Source organism: Catenuloplanes sp. NPDC051500 (assembly GCF_044454585.1).
Classification (GTDB): Bacteria; Actinomycetota; Actinomycetes; order Mycobacteriales; family Micromonosporaceae; genus Catenuloplanes.
In genome coordinates this window covers 24,996-42,619 of sequence record NZ_JBITDX010000014.1, presented here as the reverse complement: position 1 = coordinate 42,619, position 17,624 = coordinate 24,996, and the positions used below count along the sequence as shown (strand labels likewise).

The 17,624-nt window shown below is 71.2% G+C and carries 14 protein-coding genes; 10 read left to right on the top strand and 4 right to left on the bottom strand.

Translation table 11 applies throughout. The annotated features are described in order from the left end of the window. Nucleotides 1-48: 48 nt before the first annotated feature. The gene (locus ACIA8K_RS26025) at nucleotides 49-747 is read left to right on the top strand and encodes a hypothetical protein (protein ID WP_396063614.1); all 699 of its coding nucleotides are present in this window, start codon (nucleotides 49-51) and stop codon (nucleotides 745-747) included. Then, the gene (locus tag ACIA8K_RS26020) at nucleotides 744-1,055 is read left to right on the top strand and encodes a transcriptional regulator (RefSeq protein WP_396063612.1); all 312 of its coding nucleotides are present in this window, start codon (nucleotides 744-746) and stop codon (nucleotides 1,053-1,055) included. Before ACIA8K_RS26025 ends, ACIA8K_RS26020 begins: the two co-directional genes overlap by 4 nt. On the opposite strand, the gene ACIA8K_RS26015 is transcribed toward ACIA8K_RS26020, so the two are convergent. From ACIA8K_RS26015 to ACIA8K_RS26005, 3 genes are all read right to left on the bottom strand, one after another. Continuing rightward, the gene (locus ACIA8K_RS26015) at nucleotides 1,030-2,751 is read right to left on the bottom strand and encodes an ABC transporter ATP-binding protein (RefSeq protein ID WP_396063610.1); all 1,722 of its coding nucleotides are present in this window, start codon (nucleotides 2,749-2,751) and stop codon (nucleotides 1,030-1,032) included. The two genes, ACIA8K_RS26020 and ACIA8K_RS26015, sit on opposite strands and share 26 nt — an antisense overlap. After that, nucleotides 2,748-4,334, bottom strand: coding sequence for an ABC transporter transmembrane domain-containing protein (locus ACIA8K_RS26010; protein WP_396063949.1), 1,587 nt, complete (start codon nucleotides 4,332-4,334; stop codon nucleotides 2,748-2,750). The genes ACIA8K_RS26015 and ACIA8K_RS26010 overlap by 4 nt, the downstream gene beginning before the upstream one ends. Before the next feature lie 104 nt (nucleotides 4,335-4,438). Further along, nucleotides 4,439-5,290, bottom strand: a complete 852-nt coding sequence (locus tag ACIA8K_RS26005) for an alpha/beta fold hydrolase (protein WP_396063608.1) — start codon at nucleotides 5,288-5,290, stop codon at nucleotides 4,439-4,441. A gap of 184 nt (nucleotides 5,291-5,474) precedes the next feature. Between ACIA8K_RS26005 and ACIA8K_RS26000 the strand changes: the two genes are divergently transcribed. The 8 genes from ACIA8K_RS26000 to ACIA8K_RS25965 all read left to right on the top strand — a co-directional run bounded on the left by ACIA8K_RS26000 (nucleotide 5,475) and on the right by ACIA8K_RS25965 (nucleotide 16,019). Further along, a complete protein-coding gene (locus tag ACIA8K_RS26000; RefSeq protein ID WP_396063606.1) occupies nucleotides 5,475-6,146 on the top strand; it encodes a hypothetical protein in 672 nt (223 codons plus the stop codon). 172 nt (nucleotides 6,147-6,318) lie between these two features. Further along, nucleotides 6,319-6,492, top strand: a complete 174-nt coding sequence (locus ACIA8K_RS25995) for a CsbD family protein (protein WP_396063604.1) — start codon at nucleotides 6,319-6,321, stop codon at nucleotides 6,490-6,492. 98 nt (nucleotides 6,493-6,590) lie between these two features. Beyond that, complete coding sequence (locus ACIA8K_RS25990; protein ID WP_396063602.1) at nucleotides 6,591-6,887, top strand: acyltransferase family protein; 297 nt, start codon at nucleotides 6,591-6,593, stop codon at nucleotides 6,885-6,887. A 200-nt stretch (nucleotides 6,888-7,087) separates the two neighbouring features. Further along, complete coding sequence (locus ACIA8K_RS25985) at nucleotides 7,088-8,710, top strand: methyl-accepting chemotaxis protein (protein ID WP_396063600.1); 1,623 nt, start codon at nucleotides 7,088-7,090, stop codon at nucleotides 8,708-8,710. A 294-nt stretch (nucleotides 8,711-9,004) separates the two neighbouring features. Beyond that, nucleotides 9,005-9,931: a ferritin-like domain-containing protein gene (locus ACIA8K_RS25980; protein WP_396063598.1), complete on the top strand. Its 927-nt coding sequence runs from the start codon at nucleotides 9,005-9,007 to the stop codon at nucleotides 9,929-9,931. Nucleotides 9,932-9,992: 61 nt separating this feature from the next. Continuing rightward, complete coding sequence (locus ACIA8K_RS25975; RefSeq protein WP_396063596.1) at nucleotides 9,993-11,240, top strand: Nramp family divalent metal transporter; 1,248 nt, start codon at nucleotides 9,993-9,995, stop codon at nucleotides 11,238-11,240. A gap of 69 nt (nucleotides 11,241-11,309) precedes the next feature. Next, nucleotides 11,310-12,506 carry an amidase family protein gene (locus ACIA8K_RS25970; protein ID WP_396063594.1) on the top strand — a complete coding sequence of 399 codons (1,197 nt, stop codon included), beginning with the start codon at nucleotides 11,310-11,312 and terminating at the stop codon, nucleotides 12,504-12,506. Between the two features lie 309 nt (nucleotides 12,507-12,815). Next, a complete protein-coding gene (locus tag ACIA8K_RS25965) occupies nucleotides 12,816-16,019 on the top strand; it encodes a GH92 family glycosyl hydrolase (RefSeq protein ID WP_396063592.1) in 3,204 nt (1,067 codons plus the stop codon). A gap of 950 nt (nucleotides 16,020-16,969) precedes the next feature. Here the strand turns inward: ACIA8K_RS25965 and ACIA8K_RS25960 are convergent. Further along, nucleotides 16,970-17,440, bottom strand: a complete 471-nt coding sequence (locus tag ACIA8K_RS25960) for an SRPBCC family protein (RefSeq protein WP_396063590.1) — start codon at nucleotides 17,438-17,440, stop codon at nucleotides 16,970-16,972. Nucleotides 17,441-17,624 lie beyond the last annotated feature (184 nt).

Sequence of the window (17,624 nt, the reverse complement as noted above, 5' to 3'; positions counted from 1 at the left end):
TTATCGGCTCCACTAGCGCCGACAGGTTTGTTATGGAAACCTATTGGCATGACAACTGATTCGGTACCCGCCGGTGGAGATCCGCACCGGCTACTGGCCGAGGTCCGCGCGCTCGCCCACCGGGTCCGCGTCGACCAGCGGATGACCTGGGCCGCACTGCTTGTGCTGGCCGTGACGACACTGCTCGCGATCCCGTTCGACTGGTTCGGCATGGTGGTGGACTGCCAGGCGGACGGGTGCACGTTCGCGCGGCGCGGCATGCTCTGGTACTGGCCGCCCGCGATGGTGCTGGCATACGCGGCCATCACGGTCTGTTACGTGCGCGCCGCCCGGGAGCGAGGGCTCGGCGCCCGGGTGCTGCCGTACGCGATCACCGGCGCCGTGACGACTGTCGTGTTCCCCGCCGCCTGGCTCGCCGTGAACCTGTACTTCCGCAGCCACCCATACCCGGACGGCCCGCTCCCCTACTGGTACTTCGTGCTGGACCGGCTGGTCATGCCGTGGGGCATGATCGGGGTGGCGTTGCTCGTGCTGGCCTGGCTTGAGCGCAACACCGCGCTGCTGCTCTTCACGCTCGGCTACCTGGCGCTTGTGCTGCTGGTGCTGCCGATGAGCGACGGCTTCAGCGCACCTCAGTTCGGACTGCGGGCGGCGATGGCGGCGCCCCAGCTCATCGTCGGCGTCGTGCTGCTGCTCGGCGCGGCAGGCTTCGCCCCTACGGGCCGGCGCCACCGGACGACGCCGTGACCGAGGCCCACCCCGTCCTCGGGCTGGACGACGTGGTGCACCAGCGCGTCCGGCTCGGCATCCTCACCATCGCCCACGAGGCGCGGCGCGTCGAGTTCAGCTACCTGCGCACCCACCTGGACCTGACGGCCGGCAACCTCTCCAAGCACCTGAGCGTGCTTGAGGCGGCCGGGCTGATCGAGGTCGAGAAGGGTTACGAGGGCCGCCGCGGCCGTACCTGGATCACGCTCACCGTGGCCGGCACGACCGCGCTCACCGAGGAGATCGGGCGGCTGAAACAACTCATCGCCCGGGTGGAGAAGACGTAGTGCTGTCCCCGTGCCAGGAGTGCCAGAGCGCGGCGTAGGGCCCGGCGGCGGCCAGCAGGTCGTCGTGGGTGCCGAGCTCGATGATCCGGCCGGCGTGCATGACGGCCACCCGGTCGGCGTCATGGGCGGTCTGTAGGCGATGCGCGATCGCGATGACCGTGCGTTCGTGAAGGACGGCGGCCAGAGCACGTTCGGCGGTACGGGCGGCGGTCGGGTCGAGCAGCGCGGTGGCCTCGTCGAGGATGATCGTGTGCGGGTCGGCCAGCAGCACCCGGGCCAGCGCGAGCTGCTGGGCCTGGGCGCCGTCGAGCGGCCGGGCGCCGAGGTCGCGGTCCAGGTCGGAGGCCCAGTCCGCGCCGACCGTCCGCAACGCGCGGTGCAGCTCGTCGTCGGGGGCCGGGGACATCAGGTTGGCGCGCAGCGAGTCGCGGAAGACGTGATGTTCCTGGGTGACCAGGACGACCTGGCGGCGCAGGCGGTCCGCGGGCAGGTCCGCGATCGGGACGCCGCCGACGGTGACGGTCCCGGTGGACGGTCGGTCCACGCCGGCGATGAGGCGGCCGAGCGTCGACTTCCCGGCGCCGGAGAGGCCGACCACGGCGAGCCGCTCACCGGGGCGGACGGTCAGGTCGACGTCGTGAAGCACGTCACGGCCGGCGGCGTAGGCGTACCGGACGCCGCGCACCTCGATCCGGTCGCCGTCCGGGGTCTCCGACGTCACCGAACCGGAGGAGGGAATGGTGGCGACGCCCTCGATCCGGGCGAACGCGGCACCGCTGCTCTGCATCTGCTCGACGTCGATCATGAGACCGTCAAGCGGGCCGACGAGCTGCCGCAGGTAGAGCACTGCGGCGGCCACCGTACCCAGGCTGACCTGGTCTTTCATGAAGAGCCACCCGCCGAGCAGGAGCACCAGGACGCCGGGTACGGCGTAGATCGTCTCGACGACCGGGAAGAAGTGGCTGCGCAGGCCGAGCGAGACCAGCCGGGTCCGGCGGGTCTCCTCGATCGCGGCGTGGCCGGCATCCAGGCGGCGCCGGTGCAGGCCGAACGCCTCGATCGTGCGCGCGCCCGCGGTCGTGGCCGCCAGTTCCTCCGCGAGGCGGGAGTTCGCCCGGCCCTCGGTCAGGTAGACGTCACGGGCGCGGCGCAGGTACCAGCGGGTGGCGAACCAGATGCCGGAGAGGCCAAGCACGCCGACGACGCCGAGCACCGGGTCGAGCACGACCACCGCGGCCACGATGAAGAGCATCTGCACGATGCCGATGAACGAGCCGGGCAGGATGTCGCGGAGCGCGGAGGCGACCTGGTCCACGTCCGTGGTGCCACGGGCGACGAGATCGCCGGTGGGCACGCGCTCGGCGACGGCGGCGGGCAGCGCGAGCACCCGGCGCAGGAACGTCTCGCGGATCCGGGCCGCGGCGCGTTCCCCGAACCGGTACGCGACGCCGAGCGCGAACCGCGACAGCAGCGTCTGTGCGACCGCACAGCAGATGACCGCGAGCGCGAGCACGTCCACCGCGCGCACGCCCCCGCCTGCGGCGACCGTGTCGACGACCCGGCCCAGCAGGTACGGCGCACCGAGCCCGGCGAGCGCGGCGAGCGAGCCGAGCGTGAGCATGCCGGCGGCGGTTCCTCGGTCGGCCGCGATCAGGCGCCCGGCGGCACGAAGCACCTGACGCGGCTCGGCGATCATGCCGGCTCCCCGAACGCGCGCGTGACAAGCGACAGGTATCCGGGCGACTCGCCAAGCAGCGAACGATGCGTCCCGGTGCCCGCCACCCGGCCGTCCACCAGGTAGTACACGACGTCCGCGCGATCAAGCAGCACCGGCGAGGTGGTCGCGACCACCGTGCCGCGGCCGTCCCGCGCCGCCGCAAGCCGTTCCGCGATCGTGGCCTCGGTGTGCGCGTCCACCGCCGAGGTCGGCTCCACCGCGAGCAGCATCTCCGGGTCGGCGAACACCGCGCGGGCGAGCCGTACCCGCTGTCGCTGCCCGCCGGAGAGGTTCCGCCCACCCCAGTCCACCGGCCGGCCCAGGTCGTCCGCGACGTCGTCCGCCACGGCCGCCTCGATCGCCTCCCGGATCCGCCTGTCGTCGGGCGCGTCGAAACGGCCGGCGATCACGTCGCGGAGCGGGCCGGCGAACAGGTCCGCGTCGTTGTCCGCGACCAGGATCCGCTCCCGGACCGCGTCCCTGTCGATCGAGGCCAGTGGCACCCCACCCCAGGTCGCCTCGGACGGCCGGTACCGGCCGAGCCGGTCGATGATCTCGGCCGCGTCCGCCGGCCGGGCGCCGGCAAGCGCGGTGAGCCGCCCCGGTTCCGCTGTCACACCTGAGTCGGGATCGTGAAGCACGGCCGGGCCGGGCGGGGCGGGCACGCCTGCCGGATCCTCGACCGGGAGGCTGAGGAACGCCACGACCCGCCGGGCCGCGACCACGCCCTGGGTGAGATCACGGCCGCAGAAGATCAGCACGTCCACCGGGATGACGAGCATCGCCGTGTAGCCGTAGACCGCGATCAGCTGCCCCGGGGTGAGCTCACCGGCGACCGCGAGCCTGGCTGCCAGCCAGATCACCACCGCGAGGAACACGATCGGCAGTCCGCTGCCGAGCGCGCCGATCCAGCTGGACGGGCCGCCGACCCGGTAGCCCTGCGTGCGGAGCAGCGCGGACTCCCGTTCGTACCCCCGCTGGTGTGTGTCCTTGCCCCCGAGTCCGTTGAGGACGCGCAGGCCGCCGATGATGTCGGCCAGCCGGGTGTTGAGCGCGCCCTGGCGCTCGCGGTAGCGGTTGCCTGCCGCGCTGGTACGGGCGAGCAGCGGTGTGATCAGCAGCGCCAGTACCGGCACGCCGGCCAGCACGACCGCGGCCAGCAGCGGCGAAATGCCGAAGAGCAGCGCCGCGATGGCCGCGCAGGCCACCGTGGACGCGACGCCGACGCCGCCGACGTTGAGCGCCCTGCCGATCGTCCACACGTCCGAGATGCCGATCGTGACGACCTCGCCCGCGCTGATCCGGCGGGGCAGCGCGGCGCCGAGCCGGGTCGCGTGCGCCATCACCAGCTCCGCGGTGTGCAGCGCCGCGAACAGCCGCATCCGGGACATGCTGCGGTGCCGCATGATGCCGAGCACCGCGGTGGTCACGCCGAGGGCCAGCAGCAGCGCGGCCCAGGTGAGCAGCGCGGCCGGGTCGCGCGCCGCGAGCCCACTGTCGATCGCCCGGGAGATGAGGTACGGCGTGAGGGCCAGGCCCAGGAACCACAGCGACCCGAACATCGCGCCGCGCGCCACCCGGCCCTTGAACCGCCGGGCCAGCCACCACAGGTATCGCCAGGGTCCGCGGGTGTCCACAGACGGCATCTTTCAGTACCGAGGCTGCTCTATTCCACCGAAATGAGGCGGGTCACTGCCTCGGTGAACGCCTCCGGCTCCTCGATCTGCCCGAAGTGCCCGCTGTTCTCGAGCATGACCAGCTCGGAGCCGGGAATCCCGTTGTGCAGCATCGCGGCCCAGACCGGCCCGCAGATGAAGTCGTGCCGGCCACAGATGATCACGGTACGGGCGGTGATGTCGGGCAGCTCCGCACGGCAGTCGAACGGTTCACCGTCGTTGTCCACCCGCCACGCCCGCACGGCCGCCTGCAAACCCGCGTACTCGGCGTGCCGCTCGCCCCAGAAGTCCGCGAAGTAGAGCGGCATCAGGCCGCGCAGTGCGGTCGTGTGCTCCTCGTCAGTCGTCGTCTCGAACGAGAACCAGTCCAGCACCTCCGCCGCCTCCGGCCGGTCCGGATGCTGGTCGGGGAACTCCATCGCGTTCGCCCGCATCGCGGTCCAGAACTCGTCGGCGGTTGTCGGCGACGTGCTGTAGAGCGCCAGCCCGGCGACGCGGTCCGGGTGGTCGAGCGCGTACCGCAGCACCACGAAGCCGCCGTGCGAGTGACCGAGCAGGTGCACGCGCGGCACACCGAGGTGGTCGATCACCGCGGTGAGCAGCTCCACGTAGGTGCCGACGTAGGTCGCACCCTCCGGGTACGGCCCCGAACCGCCGGTGCCGACCGGCTCCAGGTAGACCACCGTGAAACGCTTCTCGAGGTCGCCGGAGCGCAGATAGCCGTGGTCGATGCCGGGGCCGCCCGCATGCGCGACGAGCACCGGCCCGTCACCGGCCACGTGGTAGACCTGCCGGATGCCGTCCACGGCGAGACTGTGCGTGCCCGGGCTGAGGGTGTCCATACGCGCCAACCCTACCCATGATCGATCGAAACCCAGATCAAGGGCTTCCCGGGGGTACGGATCCGCACCAGTTCTTCCAGCTCCGTGCCATGGTCGTGACAGCCTCCGCACAGGTTCGGCCCGCAACCTCGAAGTAAGCCCGGCCAGCACGATGCCGGCCCCGTGCAGAGGAAAGCAGGCACCTGTGAAGCTCACGAAGATCGGCCTCGTCGCCGCCACCACCGTCACCGCGGGCCTCCTGGTCTTCGGCGGGTCCACGCTCGCCAGCGCGGCGCCCGCCCCCTCTTCCAGCAGCGTGCCCGGCCCGGACGGCGGCCACGGCCCGGACGGCGGGGACGGCCCGGACGGCGGGCACGGCCCGCGCGGCACCGAGGTCACCGGCGACGAGGCGGCGAAGGCCGGCGCCGCGGTCACGGCGAAGGACTCCGCGGTCACCGTCGAACGCGTGCTGAAGGCCGAGGACGGCAGCTACCGGGTAGCCGGCACGAAGAACGGCAAGCGGGTGATGTTCCACGTCTCGGCCGACCTGGCGACGGTGAGCGAGGGCAGGGGGCGGGGTGGTCACGGCGGGCCGAAGGGCACCGAGGTCACCGGCGACGAGGCGACCACGGTCGGCGCCGCGGTCACGGCGAAGGACTCCGCGGTCACCGTCGAACACGTGATCAAGGCGGAGGACGGCAGCTACCGGGTGCTCGGCACGAAGGACGGCGCGACTGTCATGTTCGAGGTCTCCGCCGACCTCGGCACGGTCACGCAGCGGACCGCCCGGCCCGGCGGCGGGGATCGCCAGGGCCCCGGCGGCGGCCAGCGGCACGAGGAGGCCCAGAGCGCCTCGCCCAGCACCTCCGCGAACTGACCGTGCCGGTTCGCACGCGTCTTTCCACCGGCCGCGCGGAGCGTGCGGACGTCTTCGGTGACGCGACGTTCGCCGACTTTCTTCTGTGACAGCGATGTTTCCGCACCCCAGGGCCGGGGCATCCGGATGATGAGCGGCTCGATCCCCCGGGCCCGGCAACGCGGAGGTCCCCATGGGTGCCGATGACAAGATTGAGAACAAGGTCGAAGAGGTCGGCGGCAAGGCCAAGGAGCACGTCGGCCGGGCGACCGACGACGAGCAGCTGGAGGCCGAAGGCAAGGCGGACCAGTCGAGCTCGCACGTCAAGCAGGCTGTCGAGCACGTCAAGGACGCCTTCAAGTCCTGAATGCCGACGTGGGCGGCCGGCGACCTGCCGGCCGCCCGCGACCTTTCTGCGACCTCGGCCCCACGAGGCCGGGACACAGCCCGTGAATCGTCCCGGGCATGCCTCACATCTCCTCGCTGGACGGGCTGCGCGGCCTGGCCGTCGCCGGCGTGCTGCTCTTCCACACCGGTCACCTGCCCGGCGGCTTCCTCGGTGTGGATCTGTTCTTCGCCCTCTCCGGCTATCTGATCACCGCGCTGCTGCTACGCGAGCTGGCCACCACCGGCACGGTGTCGCCATCGGCGCAGGCCGACCTCGGTGCGGTGGCGGCGCTGTGGACCGGTTTCACCCCGGCCGCACCCGAGACCTGGGCGAACACCGGCTGGTCAGCGGACAGAAGGTTCATCGGCTGCTGACGGCCGGTGACCCGCCCGGGGCCGGTCGCCGCGGCCGGTGCCGGGCGTGCTCACCGTACCCCCGATGGTTGTCGGTTTTTATGGGTGTTTAGGGGACTCTGTGGCCGGGATCTCGGGCGTTCCCCTCGGATCTGGGTGGGGAGGGGCGATGGGAGCGATGCCACTACTCCCCCACTCGCGGCGCGGCCCGGAGGCCACTTATGAGCACGGTGACAGGCGGTGAGCCGCAGCTGCGGCGGAACCGGTTCGATGATCTGCGGGTCAATGCGAAGATCTTGACCGCGGTGTGTGCGGCGGTGGCGGTGGCGGTCGTGGTGGGCGTGGTCGGGCTGCTCAAGCTGCGCGATGCGGCGAACTCGGCGAACACGATCTACAGCAGCAACGTGACAAGCATCAAGGGCGTCGGCGAGGTCAAGGCGGAGATCTACAAGGCGCGGCTGGCAGCGGCGAACCAGGCGGTGTCGCAGAACGAGGCGGACCGGAAGACGTACGGCGACCAGTTCGCCTCGCACGCGGAGGCCTATGCCGAGGCGTTGGCCGGTTACCGGGCCAGCGACCCGGCCGGCGACGAGAAGCTGATCGAGGACCTGGACGCGTCCTGGCAGCAGTACCTGACGATCGCGGAGGACGAGCTGCTGCCCGCGGCGGAACGCGGCGACGCGGCCACCTGGGCGTCGGTGCGCTCGGCGAAGGTCGGCCCGATCATGAAGACGGTGGACGCCACGCTCGCGGAGCTGGACGCGGCCGAGACCGCGGACGCCCAGCGCAACGCGGAGGCGGCGGTCACCGGGTACGAGTCCGGCCGCCTCACCTCGATCATCGTCATGGTCGTCGGCGCGGTGATAGCGCTCGCGCTCGGCATCGTTGTCGCCCGCCGGATCGTGGCCTCGCTCGTCCGCGTCAAGGAGGTCGCGGAGGCGATGGCCACCGGCGACCTGACCCGCAGCAGCGGCGTCTCGTCGCGCGACGAGACCGGCCAGATGGCGCAGGCGCTCGACACCGCGGTCGGCAACCTGCGCCGTACCGTGCAGACCATCGACGGCTCCGCGGCCTCGCTTGCCAGCGCGGCCGAGGAGATGACAAGCACCTCGTCCCAGATCGCCGCGTCCGCGCAGGAGGCGGCGACCCAGGCGCAGGCGGTCACGGCAGCTGCCGAGGACGTTTCGCGAAGCGTCGAGACCGTCGCGGCCGGCGGCGAGGAGATGGGCGCGTCGATCCGGGAGATCTCGCAGAACGCGGCGGAGGCGGCGCGGGTCGCTTCCGAGGCGGTCACCATCACGTCCGCCACGTCCGCGACGATGAACAAGCTCAACGAGTCGTCAGCGGAGATCGGCAACGTGATCAAGGTGATCACCGCGATCGCGGAGCAGACGAATCTGCTGGCGTTGAACGCGACGATCGAGGCCGCGCGTGCCGGAGACGCCGGTAAGGGCTTCGCAGTGGTCGCGTCCGAGGTGAAGGATCTGGCGCAGGAGACCGCGCGGGCCACCGAGGACATCTCCCGGCGGGTCCAGGCGATTCAGGCGGACACGGTCGGTGCGGTGACAGCGATCGAGGAGATCACCTCGGTCATCGGCCGGATCAGCGACTTCCAGACCACTATCGCCTCGGCCGTCGAGGAGCAGACCGCGACGACCGCGGAGATGAACCGCAGCGTCAGCGAGGCATCAAGCGGCACCAACGAGATCGCGCAGAACATCACAATGGTCGCGCAGGCGGCGGAGACCACAAGCCGCGGCGTGGCCGAGACCCAGCAGGCCACCGGCGAACTGGCCCGGATGTCAAGCGACCTGAACACGCTTGTGGCGGGCTTCCGCTACTGAAGCAGCACCGCGCGGCGTGACCCACTCCGGGTCACGCCGCTTTTTTGTGTGTGCGGAGACGCGGCGCGCCGGTTCTGCGGAGGAAGATTCGCTTTCCGGCTGACAGGTCCTCCGTCTCCCTCGTACGTTCGATCTGGGCGCGAGTGCCATCGCGCCGATTCTCACGACCGGAAGGGCGCCACGGTTTCGGCGCTCTTTTCCCGTCGGTCCTCCGCTCGTCCCACCGGGACCACTCGTGGCGCAGCCATGCCCGGACGAGGCCGGTGGACCGACATCAGCACTGAGGAGCACCACGTGTTCGGAAAGAAGCTCGTCCGGCAGATGATCAGCCGTAGTTCGGAGAACGCGAACGACCGCCGCCGGTTCCTGCAGAGCGCCGGAGCGCTCGGGCTCGGCATCGTCGGAGGCGGCGTGCTCGGCGCCGGGGCGGCCGCTGCCGCACCCATCGCGGCCGAAGGGCCCAGTGACGGCGCGGTCCTGAACTTCGCGCTCAACCTCGAATACCTGGAGGGCGAGTTCTACTCGTACGCCGTGCACGGGCACGGACTCGCCGACAGCCTGACCACCGGCACCGGCACGCACGGCGCGGTCACCGGCGGCAAGAAGGTGCCGTTCCAGACCGCCCGGATCCGCCAGTACGCCACCGAGATCGCGGCGGACGAACTCGCGCACGTGAAGTTCCTGCGCAGCGCGCTCGGGTCGGCGGCGGTGTCCCGGCCGGCGATCAACATCCGGGACAGCTTCACCTCGGCGGCCCGGGCGGCCAAGCTGATCGGTCCGAAGGAGTTCTTCGACCCGTACAAGAACGAGAACAACTTCCTGCTTGCCGCGTTCCTGTTCGAGGACGTCGGCGTGACCGCCTACAAGGGTGCGGCGCCGCTGATCACCAACAAGACCTACCTGGAGGCGGCGGCCGGCATCCTCTCGGCGGAGGCCTACCACGCGGCGACGATCAGGTCCCAGCTGTTCGAGAAGAACCTGGGCGCGCACGCGGCGAAGCTGTCCGGCGCCCGGAACATCCTCGACGGGTACGGCGACGAGGACCAGGGGATCATCCGCGACCACAACGCCAACATCAATCCCACGGACAAGAACGGCATCAACTTCAGCCGCTCGTACGACCGGGTGCTCAACATCGTGTACCTCAACCCGGGCAAGGTCACCAAGGGTGGCTTCTACCCCGCGGGCGTCAACGGATCACTCAACACCAGCAGTTCCTGACGTACGCCGTCGCCGGGCCCGCCTTCCACGGCGGGCCCGGGATCCCGGGAGGAAAAGCCAGTTGTACGCCGCACCCGCGCTCCGGCGCCCCACCACCCCCCGGCTGACCCGGCTCCGGGCGGCCACCGCGCTGGGCCCGGCGTTCGTCGCGGCCATCGCCTACGTCGACCCGGGCAACTTCGCCACGAACTTCGCCGGCGGCGCCAGCACCGGATACCGGCTGATCTGGGTGGTGGTCCTCGCCAACCTGGTCGCGATGCCCATCCAGTTCATGTCCGCGAAGCTCGGCGTGGCCACCGGCCAGAGCCTCCCGCACGTGTTCCGGGACACGTTCCCCGGTCCCCGGTCCTGGGTGATGTGGGGGCAGGCGGAGATCGTCGCGATGGCCACCGATCTGGCCGAGTTCGTCGGCGCCGCGATCGGGCTGAACCTGCTGTTCGGCATCCCGATGCCGCTGGCCGCCGCGATCACCGCAGTGGTCGCGTTCGCGGTGCTCACGTTGCAGCGTCAGGGATACCGGCCGTTCGAGCTGGCGATCGGGTCGCTGCTGGCGCTGATCTGCGCCGGCTTCCTCTACCTCACGGTGCGCGTACCGCCCTCGGCGTCGGCGAGCCTCACCGGGCTGCTCCCCAGCATCGGCGGGGACAACATGCTGCTGCTCGCGGTCGGCATCATCGGCGCGACAGTGATGCCGCACGCGATCTACCTGCACTCCGGGCTGATGTGCGGGCGCGCGGCCGGGCGTACGGCCGACGAGAAGCGGCGCCTGCTCCGGCTGGAGAAGGTGGACATCGCCATCGCCATGTCGCTCGCCGGTCTGGTGAACCTCAGCATGCTTGCGATCGCGGCCAAGCTCTTCCACACCGGCGGCAACGGCCCGGCGATCACGCTCGACGAGGTGCACACCGGGCTCGGCCGGCTGGTCGGCGGCGGGGCCGCGCTGGCGTTCGCGGCCGCGCTGCTCGCATCCGGGATCGCGTCGTCGAGTGTGGGCACCGCGGCCGGGCAGATGGTGATGGACGGCTTTCTCAGGGCCCGGATCCCGCTTACCGTACGCCGGCTGGTGACCATGACGCCCGCGGTCGCGCTGCTCTGCTCCGGCGTCGACCCCACCCAGGCGCTTGTGCTCAGCCAGGTCGTGCTCTCCTTCGGCATCCCGTTCGCGCTGGTCGGGCTGCTGGTGCTGACCAGCCGGCGCAGCCTGATGGGCGAGCACGTCAACAGCCGGCTCACCATCGTCTGCATGTCCGCGGTCGTAGCAGTGCTCAGCGGCCTGAACGTCCTGCTCCTCGGTCAGCAACTGATCTAGAAGCTGTGCGCCAACGATGATTCACTACAGGTGGCGACTGTCGCCTGTAGTCATCGTGGGGGTGGGTGCGTGGCGCAGCGGCTGACCGCACTGGAGATCGCGGCGCGGGTGCGCCTGGGCACGCTGAGCGCCTCCGACGTGGTCGAGCAGGCGTTGGCGGCCGCCGCCGCACTGGATCCGGTGCTGCACTTCCTGGACTCGCTTGACGTGGACGGGGCCCGGACGGCCGCACGCTCCCCTATGGACGGGCCACTGACCGGAGTGCCATTCCTGATCAAGTCGGGGACGCCGGTGTCCGCGCCGATCGTGACGCGGCTGTGCGCGGCAGGGGCGATTCCGATCGGGTTCTCGACGCGGTCGCGTCCGGGGTCGAGCGCGCAGACGCACGGGTGGAACGGGACCGAGTTCACCCGCAATCCGTGGGATGTGCAGCGCTCGCCGGGCGGGTCGTCGGCCGGGGCGGCCGCCGCAGTGGCCGCCGGGGTGGTGCCGATCGCGACCGGCGGAGACAGCGGCGGCTCGCTGCGCATCCCGGCCTCGTTCTGCGGCGTGGTGGGGTTCAAAGGGACGGCGGGGCGGGTGCCGCGCTTCCGGCCGGATCTGAGCGGGCTTGTCACGCCGGGCGTCATCGGTGCGGACCTCGCTGACGTGGTGGCGGTGACCGCGCTGGCCTCTGGCCCGCACCGGCTCGATCCGGCCGCGCTGCCGCCGTGGCCGGTGCCGACCGTGTCCGGTGAGTCGTGGCGGGTCGCCTACCGGGCCGGGCTCGGCGGGGTGCACGCCGATGCCGAGATCGACGCGCTGGTCCGGGCGGCTCTCGACGCGCCAGGGATCGAGGTGGTCGAGGTGGCGCCGGAACTGCTGCCGGTCGCGGAGACGTGGGAGGCGCTGTATGCGGCGGACCACGGGCGGGAGGTGTCCGGGGCGGCGCTGCGGGCCGCGTCCGCGGTACGCAACCACAACGCGACCGCGCTCGCGGACCTGTTCGCTGAGGTGGACGCGCTGATCACGCCGACGACGCTCACCGTCGCGCCCGGGTTCGCCGGGCCGGATCAGGGGCCGTTCCTCGGTGATCCCTGCTGGCACCTCAACGTGACAGGCAATCCCGCGGTGAGCGTTCCGGCGGGGCTGGTGTCGGGGCTTCCGGCCGGACTGCAGGTGGTGGCCGCATGGGGACGCGACGATGTGGCGACAGCGGTTGCGGACCACCTGACAATCGCGCTGCCGTCACCTCCGGTGTTCGCCTCGGCGGGCGCCCCGCCCTGAGCTCCGGCGGCCGGGGCGCCCCGGTTCTGATGAGTGACGGCCCCGCTCAGCCGGACCGGCGCGTGGATCGCGGCTCTCCCCGGCCGCCCACGGGCGGGGAGCCCGCGGGAGCGTGCGGGCAGTTGGTGCGGCGTGAGTGGGAATATCGTTTTATTGAAGAATTTCACGGCCTTGCATCGTCGCCCGCGAGGCCGACGCGACCACCGCACCGTGGGGTCCGGGGCTCGGCACCGGGAAAACACGGTGATCATTGACTTTCGTCATCCGGCGGTAGCAAGATCGTCACACAGTCGTGATGGAGGTATGTCGATGTTCCGACATCTGATCGTGGTGGCGACGCTCGTGGCGCCCGCGGCACATGCCGCCCCGGCGCCCGCACCGCAGCCGGTCGATCTGGTCCGGCCCTTCGTGGGCACGCAGAACTTCGGCAACACGTTCCCCGGCGCCGCCGCGCCGTTCGGGATGGTGCAGGTCAGCCCGGACACCGGCGGCCAGGGTGGCTACGACTACCTGGCGGACTCGATCTACGGGTTCAGCCAGACGCACCTGTCCGGTGTGGGCTGCGGCGTGGCCGGTGAGCTGCCGATCATGCCGACCACCGGCGCGGTGACAAGCACCGACCACAATGTGTACAAGTCGGCCTTCTCCCACGAGGACGAGCAGGCGAGTCCCGGCTACTACCGGGTCGGGCTGAGCACCTACGACATCGACGCGGAGCTGACCGCTACCGCGCGCACCGGCTGGCAGCGCTACACGTTCCCGGCGACCGCCCAGGCGAACGTGCTGTTCAACACCGGTAAGGCGAACCAGAACGTGTTCGGCTCGGAGATCCACGTGGTCGGCGACCGCACGATCGAGGGCCGGGTCAACGCGGGCAACTTCTGCGCCGGCAAGGACGACCACACCGTCTACTTCACCGCCAGTTTCGACCGCCCGTTCACCGCGTTCGGCACCTGGCGCGGGTCGTCGATCACCGCCGACAGCCGGGAGGCCGCGGGCGCGGGCGGCAACGGCGCCTACGTCACGTTCGACGCGCGCACGGACCGGGACGTGGTGGTCAAGGTCGGGCTCTCCTACACCGGGCCCGACGGCGCGCGGAAGAACCTGGCAGCCGAGACGGCGGACGGCTACGACTTCGACGCGGCCCGCACCGCCCTTCGCACACGGTGGATCTCAGAGCTCAACAGAATCACCATCGACGGGGGTACGGACGAGAGGCGCGCGGTCTTCTACACCGCGCTCTACCACTCGCTGCTGCATCCCAACCTGGCCGGAGACGTCGACGGCTCGTACGTGGGCTTCGACCGCCGGACCCACGTGGCCGCCGACTACGTGCCCTACCAGAACTTCTCGCTGTGGGACACGTACCGGCCGCAGAACCAGCTGCTGGAGCTGGTCGCGCCGGACGTCGCCCGGGACGTGGCACTGTCGGTGGTCGCGATCGGGCGGGACGGCGGCTGGCTGCCCCGATGGGCGCTCGCCAACAGCGAGACCAACATCATGACCGGCGACCCGGTGACACCGTTCCTGGTCGAGGCGTGGTCGAAAGGGCTGCTCAAGGGGCACGAGGAGGAGGCGTACGCGCTGCTGCGGGCGAACGCGCTCACCGAACCGCCGGCCGACTCCCCCTACAACGGGCGCACCGGCGTGCGGTACTACTCCGACCGCGGCTACATCCCGTCCGGGCTGCAGCTGGGCACTGACTGCGTGCACAAGGGCGGCGACAACGACTGCGTACACCCGGCCTCGGCCACGCTTGAGTACTCGCTCGCGGACGCGTCGCTTGCGCTGATGGCGAAAGGGCTCGGCAAGCAGGCGGACGCACGGACGTTCGCCGCCCGCGGCCAGTGGTACCGCAACCTGTGGGACAAGGGCACCTCGCAGTTCCGGCCGCGCACAGTGGACGGCACCTGGCTCACGCCGTACGACCCGGTGGAGGCCGCGCACCAGTTCCACGAGGGCGGCGCCTACCAGTACCAGTGGCTCGTCCCGCAGGACCCGGCCGGGCTGGTGTCGCTGATGGGCGGCCGGGCGAGCACGCAGGACCGGCTGGACGACTTCTTCGTCTACGACAAGCTGCTTACCGACCCGGCCGGCACCGCACGCACGGACTGGATCGCGGCGCCGTACGACTACTACGCCAAGCCCACCTACAACCCGAACAACGAGCCGGACCTGCTGGCGCCGTACATGTACCACTGGGCCGGCGCGCCCGCGAAGGCCGCGACAGTGGTCCGGGCCGCGATGACGCTCTTCACCACCGGCCCGGACGGCATGACAGGCAACGACGACCTGGGCACGATGAGCGCCTGGTACGTCTTCTCCGCGCTGGGCCTCTACCCGACGATGAGCGGCGCCGACGTACTGGCCGTCTCCACCCCGCTCTTCCCTGGCGCGACAGTGAAGACCGGCGCGGGCACGCTGCAGATCACCGCGCCCGGCGTCACCGACACCAACCGCTACATCCAAAGCCTGCAGGCCGATGGGAAGCGGGTCACCAACAACTGGGTGACCTGGTCGTCAATTGCCGACGGCGGGTCACTGCGGCACACCGTCGGATCGCGGCCCTCCGCGTGGGGGACCTCGCCCACGTCCGAGCCGCCGTCGGTGAACAAGGCCGCGCCTGACGACCGCAAGCACGTCGACCTGTCGCTTCGCCCCGCGTCCGCCGCGCTGCCCTCGGGCGGCACGACCACGTTCACGGCGGACATCGTGGCGCAGGCGCCGGGCTCGATCCGGCCGACCGTCACCGCCACCGGCCCGGCCGGCTGGACGGTCACCGTCACCCCCGCACGGCTGCCGGAGCTGCGATCGTCGCACCAGCCGGTGGCCACCACCGCGACGGTCACGGTGACCGCGCCGGCCGGCGTGCCGGACGGCAGTTACCCGATCACGGTCACGGCCGGTGGGGCGAACACGGTGACGCGTACCGCCTCCGTCGTGGTCCGGCCCGCGCTGTCCTGCGCCGCCGGCACGTCTTGCGCCGTCGACCTCACACCGGAACTGACCCGGGACGGCACCGCCACGGTGGCCACGACGGACGAGGGCAACTTCGACACGGCCGGCTGGAGCTACGACGCCGCACTGCTGCCCGCCGCCGGCCCCGTCACCTGGAACGGCGTCACCTACCAGGCACCCGACCCGTCCGGCACCGCACGGAACTTCGTGACCGCCACCGGGCAGTCGATGGTGTTGCCGCAGGGCGCGCACACCGCTCTCGAGGTCGTCGCCACCACCCATAACGGCCCGGTCACCGGCGCGCTGACCATCGGGTACGCCGATGGCAGCACCGACACCCGCACGATCACCATCGCCGACTGGTGCGGCACCGCCTCCACCGGCACGTCCACGGTCCTGGCCATGCCCCACCGGATCAAGGCGGGTCAGGGCGTCGACGGCCCGCCGGTCAGCCTGTTCGGCACAAGCGTGCCCCTGGCCACCGGCAAACAGATCCGATCCGTCACCCTGCCCAACGACCCCCGCCTCCAGATCTACGCCATGACGCTCCGCTGACCCGGTAATGCAGCCGCTGGCGCGGGATTCGCGTCAGCGGCCGGCCACCGCAGCCACGGCGTGGATGACCGCGGGGGCAGCAGCGAAGCCCGGTTTCACCAGGGAGGCCGGCTGGCGAGGGCAGCGTCGGTCCTGGGTCGACATGGGCTCGCGGCCGGGGCGGCAGCAGCAGCCGGGGCGGGGGCGGGCGGCGGGCGGCGACGGCCGGGGCGGCAGATGGGCGGCGACAGCGGCAGATGGGCGATACCGCTGTGACTCAGACGATCGCAGGGACGGGCAGCGAAGCCGGAGTGCCGCGCCGATCCGGTCAATCTCGGCTCTTCCGGGGACGGAGGACCACCGAACCGGCTCGGCGAACGGCGCCGACACCACGGGCGGAGCCAGCCGCCCCCAACATGCGGGAGCCAGGCGGGATTGAAGATCCTTGCGGCTCTGGTGGCCCTTAAAACGGCACTTTAAGGGCCACCAGAGCCGCAAGGATCTTCGTCAGAGACAGCGGACTACCGCTGCGGGACAGCGATATCGGAATAGGTCGGAGAGGCTGTCTCCGGCCTGGACGCCCACCTTTGCGCGTGCAGGGTGACCGCAGCCGTGACGCCCCAGCGCCGGACCCTGGCTGGACACCTCTGGACCGGCGACGACTCCCACTGACGCGACACCGGCGCGCCCCCGGAAACGGCCGCCGGCGCGCCACTTCCAGCTGCACGGCGGCGGCCGCGTGCTCTTCCCCGCCCCGCGCGGAACCGCCTCCGAGCCGCCCGGCAAGCGGAGCGCCAGCGGAGTCTTGGTGGGCGGCGAGGTTGGCCCGCGGGAGCATGCGGGCCGGACCACCGCGAGAGCGGGAAGATCTGGGTCGGGATTTGGGGTCGCCCCCAGGCAAACTCAAGCGCCCAAGGGAGCAAACGGACCGGACCACCGCGAGAGCGGGAAGAACTGCTGTGGTTGTGGATCTATGGGGTGGCGTAGCGGGCGGCGAGGGCGGTGAGGGTGGCGGTGATGCCCTTGGCGTTCTGGGTGGGGAAGCCGAGGAGCGGGGCCATCCACGGGGCCTTCGCGGTCGTGTAGTCGAACGTCTCCGTCACCTCGGTGCGGCCCGGCGTGGTCTCGGCGAACTCCCAGCGCCAGCGGTGGCCGAGCGGGTGCTGCCATTCGATCAGGCGGTCCTGCTGGTAGCCGGTCACCACCGAGGTGATCTTGTAGGGCAGGCCGAGCTGGCGCATGCCGACGGTGAAGCGCGCGCCCTCCGACAGCTGATGGGGGCCGTCGACGGGCGCGGGGCGCACGGTCCCGGAGCCGTCCAGTTCCGGATGCCGGTGTGGGTCCGCTACCAGCGCGAACAGTTCGGCGGCGGGGGCGTTCACAAGCACGCGGCGGGACACCTGCTGCGGGCCGCCGTCCACGGTGGTCACGAGTTCGGTCATGGCTGCATTGTGCCCCCGCCCCAAGGCGGTCGCGGGGCGGGCCGGAAATCCGGGCCGCCCCGCGCAGGACCAAGCGCTGTATAGACGTGGGATGCGGGCTGCGGCGAGACCCATGCGCCGCAGAAGGCATGAGGGGCGCGCACCCGGACGACATCAGAACCGCGGCCCCCACGTCATACAGCGC

What these genes read in the sequence shown, in the direction of transcription:
- ACIA8K_RS26025 (WP_396063614.1), top strand. Translation starts at nt 49, where the DNA reads ATGACAACTGATTCGGTACCCGCCGGTGGAGATCCGCACCGGCTACTG.
- ACIA8K_RS26015 (WP_396063610.1), bottom strand. Translation starts at nt 2,751, where the DNA reads ATGATCGCCGAGCCGCGTCAGGTGCTTCGTGCCGCCGGGCGCCTGATC.
- ACIA8K_RS26010 (WP_396063949.1), bottom strand. Translation starts at nt 4,334, where the DNA reads ATGTTCGGGTCGCTGTGGTTCCTGGGCCTGGCCCTCACGCCGTACCTC.
- ACIA8K_RS26005 (WP_396063608.1), bottom strand. Translation starts at nt 5,290, where the DNA reads ATGGACACCCTCAGCCCGGGCACGCACAGTCTCGCCGTGGACGGCATC.
- ACIA8K_RS25995 (WP_396063604.1), top strand. Translation starts at nt 6,319, where the DNA reads ATGGGTGCCGATGACAAGATTGAGAACAAGGTCGAAGAGGTCGGCGGC.
- ACIA8K_RS25990 (WP_396063602.1), top strand. Translation starts at nt 6,591, where the DNA reads ATGCCTCACATCTCCTCGCTGGACGGGCTGCGCGGCCTGGCCGTCGCC.
- ACIA8K_RS25985 (WP_396063600.1), top strand. Translation starts at nt 7,088, where the DNA reads ATGAGCACGGTGACAGGCGGTGAGCCGCAGCTGCGGCGGAACCGGTTC.
- ACIA8K_RS25965 (WP_396063592.1), top strand. Translation starts at nt 12,816, where the DNA reads ATGTTCCGACATCTGATCGTGGTGGCGACGCTCGTGGCGCCCGCGGCA.
- ACIA8K_RS25960 (WP_396063590.1), bottom strand. Translation starts at nt 17,440, where the DNA reads ATGACCGAACTCGTGACCACCGTGGACGGCGGCCCGCAGCAGGTGTCC.